This is a genomic window from Bacillus sp. FJAT-45066 (genome assembly GCF_002335755.1).
Lineage (GTDB): Bacteria > Bacillota > Bacilli > Bacillales > Bacillaceae_I > Bacillus_CD > Bacillus_CD alkalisoli.
In genome coordinates this window covers 132,678-150,340 of sequence record NZ_NISQ01000001.1, presented here as the reverse complement: position 1 = coordinate 150,340, position 17,663 = coordinate 132,678, and the positions used below count along the sequence as shown (strand labels likewise).

16 protein-coding genes and 1 pseudogene are annotated in these 17,663 nt (G+C 33.4%); 7 read left to right on the top strand and 10 right to left on the bottom strand.

Going from position 1 to position 17,663, the window contains the following annotated elements; all coding sequences use genetic code 11:
- Positions 1-948: 948 nt before the first annotated feature.
- Both CDZ92_RS00750 and CDZ92_RS00745 read left to right on the top strand, forming a co-directional pair.
- Complete coding sequence (locus CDZ92_RS00750) at positions 949-1,971, top strand: DUF3231 family protein (protein ID WP_096152954.1); 1,023 nt, start codon at positions 949-951, stop codon at positions 1,969-1,971.
- 318 nt (positions 1,972-2,289) lie between these two features.
- Complete coding sequence (locus CDZ92_RS00745) at positions 2,290-2,658, top strand: hypothetical protein (RefSeq protein WP_096152952.1); 369 nt, start codon at positions 2,290-2,292, stop codon at positions 2,656-2,658.
- A 55-nt stretch (positions 2,659-2,713) separates the two neighbouring features.
- On the opposite strand, the pseudogene CDZ92_RS20550 reads toward CDZ92_RS00745, so the two are convergent.
- Positions 2,714-2,994 (bottom strand): annotated as a pseudogene (locus CDZ92_RS20550) (IS21 family transposase); the annotation flags it as partial.
- Between the two features lie 391 nt (positions 2,995-3,385).
- Between CDZ92_RS20550 and CDZ92_RS00740 the strand changes: the two are divergent.
- Both CDZ92_RS00740 and CDZ92_RS00735 read left to right on the top strand, forming a co-directional pair.
- Complete coding sequence (locus tag CDZ92_RS00740; RefSeq protein ID WP_096152951.1) at positions 3,386-3,616, top strand: hypothetical protein; 231 nt, start codon at positions 3,386-3,388, stop codon at positions 3,614-3,616.
- A gap of 38 nt (positions 3,617-3,654) precedes the next feature.
- The gene (locus CDZ92_RS00735; RefSeq protein ID WP_096152949.1) at positions 3,655-4,533 is read left to right on the top strand and encodes a PstS family phosphate ABC transporter substrate-binding protein; all 879 of its coding nucleotides are present in this window, start codon (positions 3,655-3,657) and stop codon (positions 4,531-4,533) included.
- A gap of 262 nt (positions 4,534-4,795) precedes the next feature.
- Here the strand turns inward: CDZ92_RS00735 and CDZ92_RS00730 are convergent, their stop codons facing one another.
- The 3 genes from CDZ92_RS00730 to CDZ92_RS00720 form a co-directional block, all read right to left on the bottom strand.
- A complete protein-coding gene (locus CDZ92_RS00730; protein WP_096152948.1) occupies positions 4,796-4,999 on the bottom strand; it encodes an alpha/beta-type small acid-soluble spore protein in 204 nt (67 codons plus the stop codon).
- A 126-nt stretch (positions 5,000-5,125) separates the two neighbouring features.
- On the bottom strand, positions 5,126-6,334 hold the full coding sequence (gene thiI / locus CDZ92_RS00725) for a tRNA uracil 4-sulfurtransferase ThiI (RefSeq protein WP_096152946.1): 1,209 nt from the start codon (positions 6,332-6,334) through the stop codon (positions 5,126-5,128).
- A 5-nt stretch (positions 6,335-6,339) separates the two neighbouring features.
- Complete coding sequence (locus tag CDZ92_RS00720; protein WP_096152945.1) at positions 6,340-7,473, bottom strand: cysteine desulfurase family protein; 1,134 nt, start codon at positions 7,471-7,473, stop codon at positions 6,340-6,342.
- 226 nt (positions 7,474-7,699) lie between these two features.
- Between CDZ92_RS00720 and brnQ the strand changes: the two genes are divergently transcribed.
- Positions 7,700-9,010 carry a branched-chain amino acid transport system II carrier protein gene (gene brnQ, locus CDZ92_RS00715; RefSeq protein ID WP_096152943.1) on the top strand — a complete coding sequence of 437 codons (1,311 nt, stop codon included), beginning with the start codon at positions 7,700-7,702 and terminating at the stop codon, positions 9,008-9,010.
- Positions 9,011-9,051: 41 nt separating this feature from the next.
- On the opposite strand, the gene CDZ92_RS00710 is transcribed toward brnQ, so the two are convergent.
- Both CDZ92_RS00710 and ezrA read right to left on the bottom strand, forming a co-directional pair.
- Positions 9,052-9,393: a hypothetical protein gene (locus CDZ92_RS00710; protein WP_141395182.1), complete on the bottom strand. Its 342-nt coding sequence runs from the start codon at positions 9,391-9,393 to the stop codon at positions 9,052-9,054.
- The gene (gene ezrA / locus CDZ92_RS00705; protein ID WP_096152940.1) at positions 9,356-11,086 is read right to left on the bottom strand and encodes a septation ring formation regulator EzrA; all 1,731 of its coding nucleotides are present in this window, start codon (positions 11,084-11,086) and stop codon (positions 9,356-9,358) included. The genes CDZ92_RS00710 and ezrA overlap by 38 nt, the downstream gene beginning before the upstream one ends.
- Before the next feature lie 437 nt (positions 11,087-11,523).
- On the opposite strand from ezrA, the gene hisJ reads away from it, so the two are divergent.
- A complete protein-coding gene (gene hisJ, locus CDZ92_RS00700) occupies positions 11,524-12,321 on the top strand; it encodes a histidinol-phosphatase HisJ (RefSeq protein ID WP_096152939.1) in 798 nt (265 codons plus the stop codon).
- On the opposite strand, the gene refZ is transcribed toward hisJ, so the two are convergent.
- Positions 12,316-12,939: a forespore capture DNA-binding protein RefZ gene (gene refZ / locus CDZ92_RS00695; protein WP_176483677.1), complete on the bottom strand. Its 624-nt coding sequence runs from the start codon at positions 12,937-12,939 to the stop codon at positions 12,316-12,318. The two genes, hisJ and refZ, sit on opposite strands and share 6 nt — an antisense overlap.
- Before the next feature lie 339 nt (positions 12,940-13,278).
- Between refZ and CDZ92_RS00690 the strand changes: the two genes are divergently transcribed.
- Positions 13,279-13,755 carry a GAF domain-containing protein gene (locus CDZ92_RS00690; protein WP_096152938.1) on the top strand — a complete coding sequence of 159 codons (477 nt, stop codon included), beginning with the start codon at positions 13,279-13,281 and terminating at the stop codon, positions 13,753-13,755.
- Between the two features lie 60 nt (positions 13,756-13,815).
- Here the strand turns inward: CDZ92_RS00690 and megL are convergent, their stop codons facing one another.
- The 3 genes from megL to CDZ92_RS00675 all read right to left on the bottom strand — a co-directional run bounded on the left by megL (position 13,816) and on the right by CDZ92_RS00675 (position 17,621).
- Positions 13,816-15,000 carry a methionine gamma-lyase gene (megL, locus tag CDZ92_RS00685; RefSeq protein ID WP_096152937.1) on the bottom strand — a complete coding sequence of 395 codons (1,185 nt, stop codon included), beginning with the start codon at positions 14,998-15,000 and terminating at the stop codon, positions 13,816-13,818.
- A 156-nt stretch (positions 15,001-15,156) separates the two neighbouring features.
- On the bottom strand, positions 15,157-16,938 hold the full coding sequence (locus CDZ92_RS00680) for a sensor domain-containing diguanylate cyclase (RefSeq protein WP_255249761.1): 1,782 nt from the start codon (positions 16,936-16,938) through the stop codon (positions 15,157-15,159).
- A 68-nt stretch (positions 16,939-17,006) separates the two neighbouring features.
- A complete protein-coding gene (locus CDZ92_RS00675) occupies positions 17,007-17,621 on the bottom strand; it encodes a hypothetical protein (RefSeq protein ID WP_096152936.1) in 615 nt (204 codons plus the stop codon).
- Positions 17,622-17,663: the final 42 nt, after the last annotated feature.

The following is a 17,663-nucleotide window of genomic DNA, read 5'->3' as shown; positions in this document are numbered from 1 at the left end:
TGTCTGTTCCAGGCGCTTGCTCCATTCAAAACTTACCTCTCCTCCGGTCGATAAGTCAACATGCTTTGCTCCTTATGTCGTAAATCGTGTTTCCTTTATCTCCCTCCGTAGCGGTCCAGTTTTGATGAGGCAGAACGAGCGACGTCCGCATTTCGACGAGTGACGTGAGCCTCCTCGGCGTCCCATCTGTGGGGTCTCACGCTTCGCTCTTCTTCCCGCAGGAGTCAAGTGGCTTCCGCGACAATTCACTCAAGGTTTTAAAATCTGCACATTGGTATAAAAACACAATTATTCTTAAATAAAGATTATCATAATTTCAAATGAAACTACATTACTTGTATTGAAAAAAAGCGAGTGCAAGAAATTATTAAGTAGTTCCGAAAACGTGGAGAAAAAGTATAAAAGCGTCTAATAAATCAGGGTAAATAACAGCCGAAATTACACACCAAATATAATTTACAAAAATAAACAAATTTTATAACAATTGTATATTAGTAATTTAAAAATGAAACTTAATGCCTAATAAACAAAAGGGTGCTTTGTCTCAATAATTATTACAGCTTAAAAGAATTGCAGTAAACTGGAATGCATTTACATCAAGGTTTTCTCTGTTAATAATATGGTTATCATCTGATTTGGGAGAAACATCAAGTTCACAAAAATAAAGGTATATACAGAAGATGAGCGGTTTACAAATTAAAATTTTTTGGAGGTTTATGGATGGCAATTAATGATGAACAGCTAGACCTATTATTAGAGGATAGAGCTTATTGATTATTTCCCTTTTTAATTAAAAATCTCTTTAGAATTAGTCTATTAAGTAAAGTGGAATGTTTATTGGGTAGGTGCTGAGGCATCTACTCTTTTTCTGTTTGAAAGCCCTATACATATAATAAGAAACTTTGGAGAAATTTAATAAAAGTATATTTTTTATGGAGGTCATTTTTAATGGGACAGGGAAAACAGATAAGGCTAACAGCCACAGAAATAGCTCAGCTTTGGACTCAGTACGTGAATGATAGTGCAAGTATTTGTATGCTAACTTACTTTTTAGAAAAAGCTGAAGATGCAGAAATAAAGCCTGTAATTGCTCATGCCTTGGAGCTATCTCAAACTCATGTGAAAAAAGCAACTGCAATACTTTCTGAGGAAAAGAACAAATTACCTCATGGATTTAAGGTAGAGGAGGATGTTGATTTAACAGCACCTAGGCTTTTTTCTGATAGCTATGTTTTAAATTTTGTACATAATATGGCTAAAGTTGGACTTACAGCTTATTCAGCTAGTTTATCTGTAGCTATAAGAGCTGATATTACAGACTTTTATATGGAATGTCTTACTGAGACTATGCAATTATATAAGATGGCAAAGGATTTACTTTTATCAAAAGGTCTATATACAAGACCTCCTTTCTTTCCAAATATAGGAGAATTTGAATATGTGGAGAAACAAAGTTTTATTTTGGATTTCTTTGGAGATAAAAGGCCTTTAATAGCACTAGAAGTATCTAATCTATACACTAATATTCAAAGAAATGCTTTAGGAACAGTCACACTAGCTGGATTTAGTCAGGTTTCAAATTCAAAGGATGTAACACAATTCTTTCTAAAGCTAATAGAAATTGCAAAGAAACATGTTAAATTATTTGGAGAAAAACTGGAGGAAAGCAATCTCCCTCTTCCATTGTCTTGGGGTTCAGATTTAACAGAAAGTACATCCTATACATTTTCAGATAAACTTATGATGTACTATACATCTGGATTGATGGCTTTAAGTATTGGGTATTATGGCACAGCAATAGCTCAAAGTCTTAGAATGGATATAGCTATTATGTATAACAGATTGATACTTGAGGTTCAGAAAATTTCTGAGAATGGAGCATATCTCCTGATAAAAAACAAATGGTTGGAACAACCCCCAATGGCACCTGATAGGAAAGGGTTAGCATATAAAAATATAAATAATGATTAACATAAGCTTATCTAGAAGGATAAGGGATGATACTCCTCTGAACTTATAACTGCTTTTCCTGCTGATAACTGAAAATGAATAGGCTACACTAAGTTGGAAAGAAAAAATAAGGGCATGTAAAGTAAGACTACTAATATTAAGGAGTGTGCTGTAGCCACGTCAACGTCGGACATTTATAGCCGAATTTAAACTGCAATTAGTGAGGCTTTATGAAAACTGTTTATGGTATCTTAGCCACAATGACAATTGAAACCCGAGCCACTCTGATAGAAAACAGACCCTAGTTGTATCAATTAGGGAAAATGAGGAGTGATCAAATTGCGAGATAAAAAGAATATAATTCACCTTTATTTGGAGGGGAAAAGGAAGAGGAGCATTGCACTAGCCAAAAAAGCAAGAAATACAACGGATAAATATATTAATGAATTTGAGTTAAGTAGAAAGACAGACTTACGTAATCTTCCGATTACTGAAGTGATTTTAAAAGCTTCTTCCTACAAAAAGAGAGTTGGGCGTAATAAAGCCCTCACTCAGGAAATGATGGAGCAATTACGTTATTTTATTAAAGGAAATGAGTGGAAAAGAATTCACTATATGGGCAAGTGGTTTTGTCCCTTCTGTATTAACTTATGCCAACATGAGAACAGTAGTAGGTTATTCATATGTACAGAGAGACTAATTACATAAGTATGCGGAACCTTTCTATATGAACTATAAACTTTGCGTGAACATCTAATACTCATACTTGTGATTCGGATTGATATAACCTTGCAAATCGATAGTTACTATGTGCTAACGTGAAAGCGTCTAAGGAATAGCTTTTTATTTTATTTTATTTTCATTTTCTTGTTTTATCTCTCCCCAGTCGAACTCAACTTCATGTCCAGGTAGACAGTTTTTTTAAATGTATACTTCACTTGTTTTAGAAATATCTTTATTAACAAAGTTCCTAACTGTCGTGTAGCTAATTGAATAACCTTCCTTGAGTAATTTCTCATGCATATCAACCATCTTCATCTGCTGATTGATACGAACTAATCTTGAGATTTCTTCAGTAATTGACCAGTTAGACATAGCCGTAGTACGATAGCCAAAAGTCATACCAACGTCTGGCTTTATATGGTCGGGATTGCAACATTATCAGAATTGATATTTCATTGTTATTTCATACCAATTATTTCCTATAAATATCAATATGTCAATAAAAAATAGAATACCATTTAGTTTGTGATTTGGTGTGCTATCTCATATTTTATTTCTTATGTTTCTCCACATTATCTTACACTCCTTTTCTTTGTTTCCTTTACTAGTGATGCTTCTTTTTTAAACACCATTCTTTATCAAGCGGAAAGGTATATCTTCTTTTTGTGGAATATTATTGTAAATAAATTCACTTTGAATGGAGGTTTTAGTTGTGAAAATTTTAGGAGCCATTATTTTAACTGCTATTATGTTATTCATCGTTTTTTATGCAACCATTATGATTGCACTTTCTTCCAGTAAAGCAATGTACGTTATATTCACATTGATTGTTATCTTAGGTCTAATTACCTTTTCTAACCTATTTATATTTAATCAATTTAAAAAGAGATGGCCAAAAATTTGTTTTAGTGTATTCGTTACGGGAGCAATCCTTTTTTCGTAAACATTGGACATAGTTCGTACGTTAATAGTCTAAAGATAATGAGTACGCAAGACGTTGATTTATATCTTTATGAACCGTTCACTGAGGATAATAAGCTTGCTACATTAGATGAACCTGCATCTTTATCACTTACAAACAATTTGCCAAAATTAGATGGATCTACAGCTCTGTATCCCGTTTTTGCTTCATTCGTTCAAGCAGTCTATCCGGAGAAAAAGTATTCTAACGAAAAGGGAGACGTTGTTTCTACTCAAACAAGTGGAGCATGGAGTGAATTGTTAAAAGGTACACGTGACATTATATTTGTTCCACCACCACCTGATAAAGTTGTAAGAGAAGCTGAGAGACAAAATGTTACGCTAAAACAAACTCCAATAGGTAGAGAAGCATTCGTATTTTTTGTTCATAAAAATAATCCAGTCGATAATTTAACAGTGGAACAGATTCAACAAATTTATGCTGGAGAAATTACGAATTGGAGTGAAGTTGGAGGTAAAAACGAAGAGATTCACGCTTTCCAACGACCTGAGGATAGCGGAAGTCAGCAAGCACTCATAAAATTAATGGGTACAAAAAGATTAATGACACCACCTAAAGAACAAGTAGCTTCCGGAATGGGAGGTATCATTGAATCGACTGCAGAATACAAAAACAAAACAAATGCAATTGGTTTTTCATTCCGCTTCTTTTCTCAAGAGATGGTTCAAAACGGTAAAATAAAGCACCTATCCATTAACGGAGTTGAGCCAACAAAAGAAAACATCCAGAACGATACTTACCCCATAATAAGTGAATTTTACGCAGTTACAATAGAAGAAAACACCAACCCGAATATTCAACCATTCATCAATTGGATCATATCAAACGAAGGACAACAACTAGTAAAGAAAAGCGGTTATGTAGCTGTGAATGATTGAAGTATATTATATTCTTTTTATGTAAGTCGGATTGTATTGTGCTCAATCTACAGCGGTAATCTAGATAGTAAAAAAGGGCTGAATCATCAGCCCTTTTGTTCGTTCGACTTCTCCGCATGTTTCGGTTCATTACGGCGTTTACGCCCTTGCTTTTGTTGCTGCTTATGGATTTGATCTTGTTCTTTCATCGTATGTCCCACCTCTAATATGTCAAAAGTATAAGAAGGTGGGGTTTCCCCCACCTTGTAGCCATTTTATATAATTATTTTTGGTAACCACCGATTTGTTGCTCAGCCATTTGAACTAAGCGCTTAGTGATCTCACCACCAACAGAACCGTTAGCGCGAGCTGTAGCATCAGGGCCTAATTGAACACCAAATTCAGAAGCAATTTCGTATTTCATTTGGTCAAGAGCTTGTTGTACTCCAGGTACTAATAATTGATTTGAGCTGTTGTTGTTTGCCATGTGTTTTCACCTCCTTGTGAGTATAGAGTGTGTAAAAACACATGGCTTCATTCTAAAATCCTTTTGGAAATTGTTCACATTTTGTACAAAAACAGTAAAGCGAGTGTGATGTCATTGTATAGAGCACTAGAATAACTCGTTAAATTCCTCTTCATTAGTTAAATCTTTAGGAGAAATTGTTACTATTTCCGTATTTGTTACTGCTTCTTCCACCATTGCCTCTATATCGAAAAAGCTTTCATAATAGGTGACTTTCTCTGTTTTCGGCTTTGTTTTCGGAGAAGTTGGTGTAAAGATGGTACAACAATCTTCAAATGGTCGATTAGAAATTTCTAATGTATCAATTTTCGTTGCTATCTCCATAATTTCTGTTTTATCCATTGTTAACAATGGCCTTAAAATTGGGGTTGTAGTAACATCATTAATGGCAACCATACTTTCCAACGTTTGACTTGCTACTTGTCCAAGGCTTTCCCCGGTAATAATGGCAAGGCCTTGTTCTTTCCTTCTAATTTCATCAGCAATACGTAGCATAAATCTTCTCGTTGAAGTCATTGTGTAGTTTTCAGGAACTTGTTTCTGAATGGCTACTTGAATATCCGTAAACGGAACAATATGAAGCTTTATTTTTGGTCCAAAGTTCGTTAATTTTTTTACTAAATCAACTACTTTTTGTTTTGCCCGTTCACTTGTGTAAGGAGGACTAAAAAAGTGAATGGCATGTATCTCGACTCCTCTTTTCATCGATAAATAGCCAGCTACAGGACTGTCTATCCCGCCTGAGAGCATTAGCATTCCTTTTCCACCAGTGCCAACTGGCAGCCCACCAGGACCTTTATAATCTTTACAAGTAATATATGTTGCTTCTTTTCTAACTTCCACTCGCACGTTTATATCTGGCTTTTTAACATCAACGTTAAGGTTTTCTGTATTCTTAAGAATATGTGACCCAATAGCGTAGTTCAATTCATTTGTATCTAATTCAAATTCTTTATAAGCACGTTTTACTGTAACTTTAAATGTTTTGCCTTCGTATGGTTGATCTTTTAATGCCAATAATGCATTATCTTTAATGTCTTCTAATACTGTAGGTGACTTAACAGCTAAACTGAATGAATGTAAACCAAAGATTAAAGATAATTTTTCTATAATTGGCTTATGAGGTTCACCGTTCAACTTAATGAAAATACGATCTCGATTTTTCTCAAACTTTAAGTTTGGATAATCTACCAAGTTTTGCATGATGTTTGCATTTAATGCTTTTATAAATTTACTTCTATTTCTACCTTTTGTAGATAATTCACCGTACCTTATTAAGAGATGGTCATATATCATGTTCATTACCTCGTTACTTCTTTTATTTGTTTAATGCTTTTATCTAATTCTCTTATGAAGATATTCATTTCATTTTTTGTCGTTTCAAATGAAAAACTAATGCGTATGGAACTATTAGCAACTTCATCACTAACGTTCATCGCTTTTAGCGTTTTGCTTGGTGCTTTTCGTTTTGATGAACAAGCTGATGTCGTTGATACGTAAATATCTTTTTTTCCTAATGCGTGGACAAGCACTTCTGACTTAATACCAGGCACGGAAAAATTAACAATATGTGGCGCACTATGTTCTACCGGTGTATTTATAACGACACCATCCACTTTTTGTAATTCTAATTTTGCTTGTGTGCTTAATTGGTGGAGGGAATGCAAATTTTGTTCTAATGACATTCTCAATGCTTTTGTCATCGCCACAATTCCAGCAACATTTTCGGTTCCAGATCGAACCATCCACTCTTGCTCTCCTCCCACTAATAAGGGAGCGAGCTTAATCCCTTTCCTTCTATATAAAATTCCATTTCCTTTAAGTCCATGAAACTTATGAGCGGACATCGTACATAAATCAATTTTACATTCCTTTAGAGGTAAAGATACTTTACTAATACCTTGCACGTTATCCACGTGAAAAGTGACATTAGGATATTTACACAAAATTTTACTAACCTCTTCTAATGGTTGAACGATTCCAACTTCATTATTCACATACATTAATGATAATAGAATGGTGCTGTCTGTTAATAATTCACTCAATTGTGTTAAGTTGATTCTTCCATCTGAAGAAACGTCTAAATAACTGACACGGAAACCAACTTGTTCTAATTGATTAAATACTTCACTTACAGAAGGATGCTCTATTGTTGTAGTAATAATATGATTACCGACATTTTTCTTAGCTAAAGCCGTCCCCTTTATTGCAAGGTTATTACCTTCCGTCCCACCCGATGTAAAGATAATTTCACTATCGTGTACACCTATGAGATTTGCTATCATCTTTCTAGACTGTTGTAATAATTTTTCCACTTTTCCACCTAATGAATGAATAGATGAAGGATTGGCAAAATAATCTTTACTTACTTTTATATAGGTTTCTAAAACTTCATCATATGGTTTTGTTGTTGCACTATTATCTAAATAAATCAAGGCAATGCCCCCGTTTTTTATCCTTTTGGCAATTATTAATGTTAGCATACTCGTTCAGAGAAAGAAAAGAGTATTACTAATTGAGTGATGTTTTAATATAGATTCAAAATATTCAACACTTTCTTAATATAGTTAATAATTTAACTTTTATAATATTCGACAATTTTCTCATCAATTATGATACTATGTAAACGTATTCATTTTCTTAATTTTCAGGAGGAAACATATGAGTAATAAATTATATTCAAATAAGGATATTCTTATATTAGGGTTAATGTTATTTGCATTATTTTTAGGGGCAGGTAACATGATATTCCCACCACTGTTAGGTCAATCTGCAGGTACAAACCTTTGGATCTCTGTACTCGGGTTTTTAATTACCGGTGTAGGGTTACCATTACTAGGTATAATTGCGATTGCCAAAACAGGTGGGGACTTACAAACACTTGCTAACCGTGTTAATCCTGTTTTTGGATTAGTTTTCACTTTAATTATGTACTTAGCTATTGGTCCTTTCTTCGGAATTCCTCGTACAGGAACGGTAGCATATGAAATAGGTATGACACCATTTCTTCCTGCTGGATGGAATACAGAAGGATGGCCACTATTTTTATATACAATTGTGTTTTTTGCCATTACATTCTACGTAGCATTAAATCCATCTAAATTAGTAGATCGTATCGGAAAGATATTAACTCCAATTCTTTTAACTGTTATAGGAATTTTAGTTTTAAAAAGTATTGTAACACCTATGGGCGAAATACAAGCACCTGCTCTAGCTTATGAAGAATCACCATTCTTTAAAGGGTTTATCGAAGGTTATTTAACATTAGATACAATCGCTGCGCTAGTATTTGGTATCGTTATCATATCTGCTATTCGTGATAAAGGAGTGACAGATAAGAGAACGATCGCAAACCTTTGCCTTAAAGCTGGATTCATTGCGGCAGCTGGGTTAACCGTTGTGTATGCTGCACTTGCTTATCTAGGTGCAACAAGTAAAGATGCGATTGGAGATGCAGCTAACGGTGGTGTCATCTTATCTGGATCTGCAAATTATTTATTTGGTTCCATTGGAGCGGTAATTCTTGGTCTTGCTATTACATTTGCATGTTTAACAACATCAGTAGGACTTGTATCAGCATGTAGTAAGTTTTTTGCAAAAGTAGTTCCAACTATTTCTTATAAAATGTTCGTTGGAATTTTAAGTGTTTTTAGTATGATTGTTGCAAACGTTGGCCTTAATCAATTGATTACTTTCTCATTACCGGTATTAATTATGATCTATCCACTCGCGATTGTTTTAATCGTCCTCTCCTTCGTGAAAATGGATAACCCATCATCTGTTTATGGATTCGCATTACTATTCACTGGAATTATTAGTGTAGTGGACGGACTTGCAATTGCAGATATTAATATCACATTCTTACAAAACATTTTCAGTAATTTACCACTATATGCAGAAGGTGTCGGCTGGTTAGTACCTGCTATAGTTGGAGCACTAATAGGGTTTATATTAGGGAAAATAAAATCATAAAAACGAAAACGTAAGGGCTGCCCAATATGGACAGCCCTTTTTTATTTTATATCAAGTATGGAAAGTAAACGATCAATGGAAATGTTCGTTTCTGTAATTTTTAACTTTCTTAACAATTCTACCGTTAGCCCATCTTCTAACGTAATATGGACTACTGCATCTTCTTCGCGTTCAGTAGTTACTTCTTTTTGTGGATTAGATTCTTCTTTTTCCACTTCCCTAACTTCTTCTATAGGAATATCAGTAACAATCGTTGGTGCGGGAGGAGTATTCGTTTGAAAGTTATAAAAAGCACTTCCCCATGTCAGTATAATCCCGATGAATAGTACTAACATGATTGTTATACTAGTTAATATTTTGTTGTTCCACTTCACCTTCATCATTTCCAATTCTTTTTTCAATTAGTTTATCGATTCTCTTAAGTACCCCTGGATCTACTTCTTCTAGCGATGTAGCCGCTTCTTCCAATGCCGCAGCATATTGAAAACTACGGAACAATTGCTCGGCCTCTACTAGCCTTTCATGTACAGAATTATATTTACTTCTATATCGATTTCCATACTGAATAACTTTTTCTGCTAATGCTGCATTTTCTATAATGTCTTTCGTCTCATTATAACATTTTTCAACGGAAGCAACGGCATGTTGCAAAATAACATTAACCTCAATAATATTCAATGGTTTTTCTTCTAATTTTTCCGTAACAGCTTTAATATTACTATTCGTTTCTGCAATAAGATCATAAAAATCTTTAGGTAATCCTGGTAAATTATTTTTATCAATCATTCTTCTAGATTCAAATAGTAATTTTCTCAAATGAACTAACTGTTCTCTTGCAGCCATTTCATCTTTACGCAATGCTTGTAACATTATTACATATTGCTCATGTACTTCTTGAATAGAATTAATTTGCTCACATATATCTTCTAATTCTTCTTTTAATATGGAATATGCAATGGACTTTTCCTCTAGATGTTGTTTCAATATTAAAAATCTGTTATTTAATTTTTGAATATTGCTTTCCATTGTTTTTTGCGTTGTAAGGTCGTCTTCTAATAGTTGATAACTCTCTTGAACAATAATTGTTTCTTCTTTAGAATTTGTTGATTGTTCTGTTAGCTGACCTAAGTTCGTATGAATCGTTGGAATTTCTTTATTGATATATTGTTTGGAAAGAGCTTCTTTTTCTATAAGGTCGTAAAGTGACTCGAGTTCCTCTTTTACAGAAGATACACCTTCTGACGCCTGTTTTACATCAGTATTGTTTAATAGTTCTAAAAGCACCTTCAATTTAGAACGCAACGTTTCTACTTTTTCTTCAATTTTTAAGTGGTCTAGTTTATATCCTTCTTCTATCATATCTTTATAGCCGGATTCTATTTCCGCGAGTTGCCCCGGAATGATAGAGTGACATTCTATTAATTGATTTGGTAACTCATTTAGCTTGTATTCAAACTCAGCGATTTCATTCTCTACTTTATTAATAAGATCCCTTGCAACTAGGTAATTACCATTATCAATAGCTTCTTTAAACTCTGTAAAACTCTCAGCATAAGCTTCTAAATTTTTTTCAAGTTTTGTTGTTGCATTTCCGTATTGGTGTCGTTGCGTTAATAAATGCTTTTTGCATTGCTTATATTTTTCTTCTAATGTTGTCGCCTTTTCATTACTATCCGCTTGGCTACCAATCAATTCTTGTAGCTCAGCATATATTTCATCTATACTTTTTTCTATTTCTGTTAATTGCTCGTCAGCTTTTTTAGCAACTGCTTTTGCTTTTTTAAATCGATACTTGTCAGCATATTCCTCTGCATCAAACAACATCTCTTCAATGTTTGGAAGTTGATATGTCAAAATATCATCCCATTTATTTCTCCAATTTTCAAAAAGTTCTTCTGTTTGACCTGTCATATTCAAATCTTTTACTTTCGACAATTCTTCCGTAACAGGCTTGTTCATGATCGACATTTTCCACACTTCTAGTCGGTCAACTTCACTATAAATCTTTTTTCTAGTAAAATAACTAAACGTAACAAATGTAATAGCTAAAACTAATATTCCAATTACTATCTTCATCCGAAAGTCCCCTTTATCCCTGTTGGTCTTCTTAAGCCGATTTACCTTTTGTATGTAAAAACATTAATAAAACGTTTAGTAAAATAACATTATCATGAAAAAAACAAACTTCTATTTGATATTCAATGTATTTATGATACCATGTTACCGACATTTTTTGACCTAAATTTTAATATTTTTTTACATAAAAACTAGTAATTTGTCCGTTTTTTTGTAGATGAGAAATTTATATCATACTTTTTACTCATTGTTCTGTTCAAAAGCGCGGGTGATTATAGCGAGATTAGTATGAAAATCAATACTATCTTTAAGAATTAAAATTGTCTATGTTCATTTATTGCTGTCAAAAGTTACATAAATAAAGACAATTTAATAGAAATTAGAATGTAAGTAAAGTATGATAGTAAAAAATTATTTGCACAAAGAGGGTAGAAGAAATGAAGGATAAGCACATTCATACTTTTTATTGTCCACATGGGACAAGAGATACGTTAGAGCAGTATGTGGAACAGGCTATTAAGCTAAAAATGGATGAAATCTCTTTCACCGAACACGCTCCACTTCCAAAGAGGTTTACAGATCCTACTCCACACAAAGACAGTGCGATGAATTGGAATGATTTGAGTATTTATTTGGAAGGGGTAAGAAAACTGAAAGAACGTTATCAAGGAAAGTTAACGATAAACTGTGGATTAGAAGTAGATTTTATTGAAGAATTTGAAGGGGAGACAAAATACTTCTTACAAGAGTATGGCAGTTTACTTGATGACAGCATTTTATCCGTGCATTTTTTACGTAAAGATATAAACTACTATTGTTTAGACTACAGTGAACAGCAATTTGGAGAAATAGTGAAGGTATACGGAAGTCTTGATGAAGTTTACAAAGCTTACTTTGAGACTGTTGAAAAGTCTATTACATCTGACTTAGGAATATTCAAGCCGAAGCGTATAGGCCACATCACATTAGTGGAGAAATTCAAATTGCTTTATCCATACAATGGGAATCTATCACTTTTCGTATTACCATTATTAGACCTAATAAAGAAACATGAAATGCAACTTGATTATAATGGTGCGGGAGTAAATAAAAAATATTGCCAAGATACATATCCGCCAGAACACATTGCGTTTGAGGCAGCAAAAAGAAAAATCCCTCTCATTTATGGCTCTGATGCCCATAACGCGCAGGATTTAGGTCAAGGGTTAGAAAGAATTAACAAGCAACTATTATAAAGCAATTCTTTTTGTACCCTGGATAAAAACCATCTGTTCTAACCATTTTACAATAATTTTTTCATACTGCATTAAACCATTCGCATCATATGGCATTATTTGCCATACTTCTGACAAGTAAGAAGCGTGAAGAAAAGGCATGCTTATCATGTTTCTTAATTGAGCAACCGTAAGAGGTACAGAAATAGCATGAAATTCTTTTGTTTTTCTACCATACTCAAATACATATTTATAAAATTGCTTTTCTTTCGCTAAGTACGTTATCATTATTTCTCTTGCTAAAGTTGTCTGTAACATTATTTCACGATAGACGTAGCTAGCAAGTTTACTATTCTCCCTATGAAATTGTAAAACAGATGATATTGTCGATAGAAGACATTCTCTTGCCGAGTATGTCTTTATTTTTTTAAATTGGTATTCTAAAATTAGCATATACTCTTCAAGGAAGCTAGTTATTAAGTGCTCATGCAAGCCAGCTTTACTAGAAAAATAATAAGAAATATGGGCTACATTTACTTTCGCTTTTGTAGCAATATCTCTTACACTCGTTCCACTATAGCCATTCGCATGAAATAATCCTATCGCTGCTTCTACTATCCTATTCCTAGTACTATCCAATTCCTTCACCCCCAACAAATTTAGTGCTTTAGATTAATTGTATTTATTATGTGAGTCCGTTTCATAATGTACGACTACTAGACGAAAAACGAATAATAGCATCGTATTCTGTATTTATACACCTTAATAAATGAACATATTATTTTGTATATCACTAAAATATTCGTTTTTCATTAAACGAACTGAAATTATGAAATTGATTCATGTAAATGGAGTTACTATAGTTGATTTCTATAACGGTTCCGTTTATCCTTTTATTAAATGTCGACAAAGTACATGGGAATTGTGTATGAATTGCCAATTTGAGTAAATGATTTGTGAAAAAGTGAGGGGAAAATGATGTTTCAAGTCGAACTATATTCTGGAACTAGAGAAGAAAATTACGAGTTAGTATTAAAACAATTAAAAGCATTGATTAGTGATGAGCCAAATTTCATCGCAAACTTATCCAATGCGTCTGCTTTATTAAATGTATTCTTGAAAGAAATTAATTGGGTTGGATTTTATTTAACGGAAGGAAATGGACTTGTTTTAGGGCCTTTCCAAGGTTTACCTGCTTGTGTAAGAATACCATTTGGAAGAGGAGTTTGCGGAACTGCAGCATCTACAAAAGAAACGCAGTTAGTGGATGATGTTCATCAATTCCCAGGTCATATCGCTTGTGATGCTGCTTCTCAATCAGAGATTGTAGTACCGATGTTAAAAGACGGAGAAGTTATTGGAGTATTAGACATTGACAGTCCAATTAAATCTCGATTTGATGAAGTAGATAAAAAATATTTACAGCAGTTTGTAAATGTATTATTAGAAGGTTAAAACTTGATAATGAAAAGCTCAAGTACTACTATAAGTGCTTGAGCTTTTTCAAATCAGCTATTATTTTTTCAATTTTTCTAAAGCTTGCTGTAAGTCTGCCCAAATATCTTCCCATGCTTCAAGTCCAATAGATAGACGAATTAAGTTCTCTGTAATCCCCATTGTCTCGCGTGTTTCTTTCGGTACGACAGAATGAGTCATCGTAGCTGGATGTTGGATTAGGGTTTCAGCATCTCCTAGACTTACAGCTATTTTTATTAATTTTAAGTTGTTTAAAATCTGTTGGCATTCTTTTTTTCCACCTTTAATAGTGAATGAAATTAGGCCTCCACCTTTACGCATTTGTTTTTTCATAATAGGGTAACTCGGATTATTTACATCCCCAGGATAAAATACTTTTTCAACAAGCTCATTCTCTTTTAACATATTCGTCAATTTTTCGGCATTTTCGCAATGACGATCCATTCTAACAGGCAACGTTTTTAATCCTCTTAAAAGTAACCACGCATCAAACGGTGCCATTACACCACCAATGTCTTTTAAAGTAGTCATCGAAATTTCTTGTATCCATTCTTTTTTTCCTACTACTAATCCTGCGATAACATCCCCGTGACCACCAATATATTTCGTAGCACTGTGTAGTACGATGTCACACCCTAGTTCAATTGGGTTTTGTAAATATGGAGAGCTAAATGTGTTATCAACTACAACTGGAATATTCTTTTCCTTTGCTATAGAAACAACCAAGTCTAAATCAATCAACATCATAGTAGGATTTACCGGTGTTTCTAAATAAATACAGCTCGTCTCAGGTCTGATGGCGTCGCGAATTTCTTGTTCTGTTTGCATCATGCAAAAGCTATGGGATACGTTATACTTTGACTCTAACAGTGTTAAAAGTCCAAATGTACATCCGTATATCCCCTGTGAACATAAAATATGGTCATTACTTTTCGTTAAACCAATTAAAGTTGCAGAAACTGCGGCCATACCAGAGCCAAACGCTAAGCCTGCTTCTGCCTTTTCTAATGCAGCAATTCTTTCTTCTAACATTTTTACTGTTGGATTTCCTAGGCGGGAATAAATATACCCTTCTTCTTCTCCTGCAAAGCGCTTCTCCCCTTGTTCCGCTGTTTCAAAAGAAAAAGTCGATGTTTGATATATAGGTGGTGCTAGACTTCCGTGAAATTGCGTACTATCGTATCCGTCATGAATTACCGTAGTCTCAAATCTCTTTTTGTCCATATCTATTTCCCCCTTTGTTAACACCTACCATTAGCATATGGCATTTAACATGAAAATGAAAGCGTTTTCTTTTAAAAGATTTATGGCATTTCGAACAACTATGTACTACCTTAATAACCAAAAAGAAAAGCCCCGAAACCAATTCAGGGCTCAAAGCTATGATGAGAATGCTGTATTTTCTTTTTGTATGCAATATTTATTTTTACCAGTTTCTTTTGCTTCATAAAGAGCGGAATCCGCGTTTAAAAATAGTTCTTTCGCTGTAATACTATCTCCTTTTTCCCAATAAGAGATACCACATGAGATGGAAACAGTTGGTGTTGTTTTCGTAGTTACTTGTGTTAGTACACGTTCAGCAATTTGAGTACCAAGGGACAAGTCTACTTTAGGTAAGTAGATTGCCAATTCTTCGCCACCCCAACGTGCTGCAATATCTGTATCGCGAATATTTTCTTTTATTATATTGGCCACTTGAATTAATATATCGTCACCAACTTGATGTCCGTAACGGTCATTAACAAGTTTAAAATCATCTATATCGACTAGTAAAAATGTTCCGAAAGAATCGTTTTTCATCGATACTTGTATTTTTTCATCTAAATACTTTCTTGATCTTAATCGCGTTAAATAATCTGTAATGACAAATTTCTCTAACTCTTCCCTTAACATGGAGTTACTGAAGGCAAGCGTAGAATGGTGAATTAATGATTGTAACAATTTAAACTGGTCAAAACTAAAGAAATATGGCAACGTATGCCCTACGATACAAGCTCCAATTTTATCATTTGATAATTCCATTGGAATAACGATACATGAATAAAACTCTAAGTCTTTTAAAGTAGGATTACTTCTAGTATCACTAATGAAAATCGGCTCTTTCTGTTGAATGATACTTTGTCTTACGTAATCAATAAGGACGTTTGCATTTTCTTTTTCAAAAAAGGAAGTTGACCCTTCTAATATATCTTGTTCCGTTTTTCTTCCATCTCGACTGCAAACTAAAAAACCGAGTTCTTTTGCTTGGAATGTATCCATTATCTTTTCGTATAAATAAGCTGTCACTTCTGACAATCGTAAATTCGTATTTAATTGATGGGATGCCTCATTAATTAATCGAAGGTCTGAAATGGATTGCCTTGACTGTTGGTATAATTGAGCATTTTCAAAAGCAGTTCCAGCCGTATTTGCTAAAAGTGTAATAAACATTATTTCTTCTTTCGGGAAAACAACAGCATCTACTGCGATTATCTGTAATACTCCGTAAATCCCTTGTTTCCCTTTTAGCGGTATATAAATATACGATCTTTTTTCTTTTATAGAGTCCTCTAATTGCACTTCACCAGTAACATAAGCTTGCATAGCAACCGAGTCACCCTCGTCAAAATTGAAGCGCTTAACAGGCAGGTTTTGAAGGTTATCATAGTCTGATGTTAACATTAAAAAATAGGTGTAATCATTATACATGTTTCGTAACGTTGCAAATATTTCTGATAGTATCGTATTTATTTCCATCGTTGAATGAAACTTAGAGGTTACCCGATATAATTGTTCGTATCTATGTTGTTCATTTTTTGCCAAGACTAATTTTTTCACTTTATTTAAAACTAATGCCAGCTCTTTGGAAAGCTCGTTTATATAATCAGTTGGTATTTTCTTTGTTTTGTAAACATGTAAAAGCAATTCCCCTTCATAAACCTCATTATGAATTAGTGGAATGCTATATTTATTTTGATAAGCATTAATTAAGTCGTTAGGTTCTTTTATAAATAATTCTTTATCGTTGCATGAGATGACTTTAACATTTTCAACTTCCATATTTTCTTTCAAAAAATCTTCAACAATTACATTTATTGTTTCCAAATCAAAAATTTCCGAATGAAGAAAGTAATCATACATTAACATTTTCAATTGCTTTAAGCTCATTTTAGATTGGTTCATCTCATTCACCTTTTATTTTTTGACTACTTACATTATACCAAATCTAGTTAATATTTCCTATTATTAATTTATGAAAAAAGAAGCATTACATCTTCCTCTAATTGAATTAACCACAATGAATCATCAGTTGACAATTTGTGTACATGAACCGGCTTTTGTTGAATTGCTTTTTGTACTACTTTTATATCATTTTTATAAACTTCTATTAAATATTGTACAGTGTCCATCTCACTTATTTGAATGTTGTATTGTTCTTGAGTTTTTTTAACTGGCTTTTCAAGTTGCGTTTTCACCACATCTAATTCTTTTGTAAATAACGTAAATTCATCTTTTAACTCAACCCAAACATCGTTTGAACTTGCATTTTTACTAATACTATTGGGCACTTCTTTTAATTCAACTGCTTGGATCGTTTCGAAGCGAAAGTTATCGTTCACATTTATTCTATATGTAACTAACATTGGCTTCCCTTCGTAATCTTTTACCATTGCTACTATTGGGGATTCGTTGTTTTCATCCATCACATGTAAAACTTCTACTTGCAACTTTACATTTTCGAATGAATCATCGGAAGAGAAAGTAAACATTTGGAATTGAACTTTAAATAATAGCATGGTAATAATACTAATAATGACGATTAAACTAAGTCTAATTATTTTCTCGTTTTTTGTTTCGTTCTTCATCAAATTCTCCTTTACAAAACCTACTATTATATTTATACCATG

Bases quoted from the DNA above. Each gene is read 5' to 3' on its own strand.
- ezrA (WP_096152940.1), bottom strand. From the start codon at position 11,086: ATGAAGATAGTAATTGGAATATTAGTTTTAGCTATTACATTTGTTACG.
- thiI (WP_096152946.1), bottom strand. From the start codon at position 6,334: ATGATATATGACCATCTCTTAATAAGGTACGGTGAATTATCTACAAAA.
- CDZ92_RS00735 (WP_096152949.1), top strand. From the start codon at position 3,655: ATGAGTACGCAAGACGTTGATTTATATCTTTATGAACCGTTCACTGAG.
- hisJ (WP_096152939.1), top strand. From the start codon at position 11,524: ATGAAGGATAAGCACATTCATACTTTTTATTGTCCACATGGGACAAGA.
- CDZ92_RS00690 (WP_096152938.1), top strand. From the start codon at position 13,279: ATGTTTCAAGTCGAACTATATTCTGGAACTAGAGAAGAAAATTACGAG.
- CDZ92_RS00710 (WP_141395182.1), bottom strand. From the start codon at position 9,393: ATGATGAAGGTGAAGTGGAACAACAAAATATTAACTAGTATAACAATC.
- brnQ (WP_096152943.1), top strand. From the start codon at position 7,700: ATGAGTAATAAATTATATTCAAATAAGGATATTCTTATATTAGGGTTA.
- CDZ92_RS00680 (WP_255249761.1), bottom strand. From the start codon at position 16,938: ATGAACCAATCTAAAATGAGCTTAAAGCAATTGAAAATGTTAATGTAT.
- CDZ92_RS00730 (WP_096152948.1), bottom strand. From the start codon at position 4,999: ATGGCAAACAACAACAGCTCAAATCAATTATTAGTACCTGGAGTACAA.
- CDZ92_RS00750 (WP_096152954.1), top strand. From the start codon at position 949: ATGGGACAGGGAAAACAGATAAGGCTAACAGCCACAGAAATAGCTCAG.
- megL (WP_096152937.1), bottom strand. From the start codon at position 15,000: ATGGACAAAAAGAGATTTGAGACTACGGTAATTCATGACGGATACGAT.
- CDZ92_RS00675 (WP_096152936.1), bottom strand. From the start codon at position 17,621: ATGAAGAACGAAACAAAAAACGAGAAAATAATTAGACTTAGTTTAATC.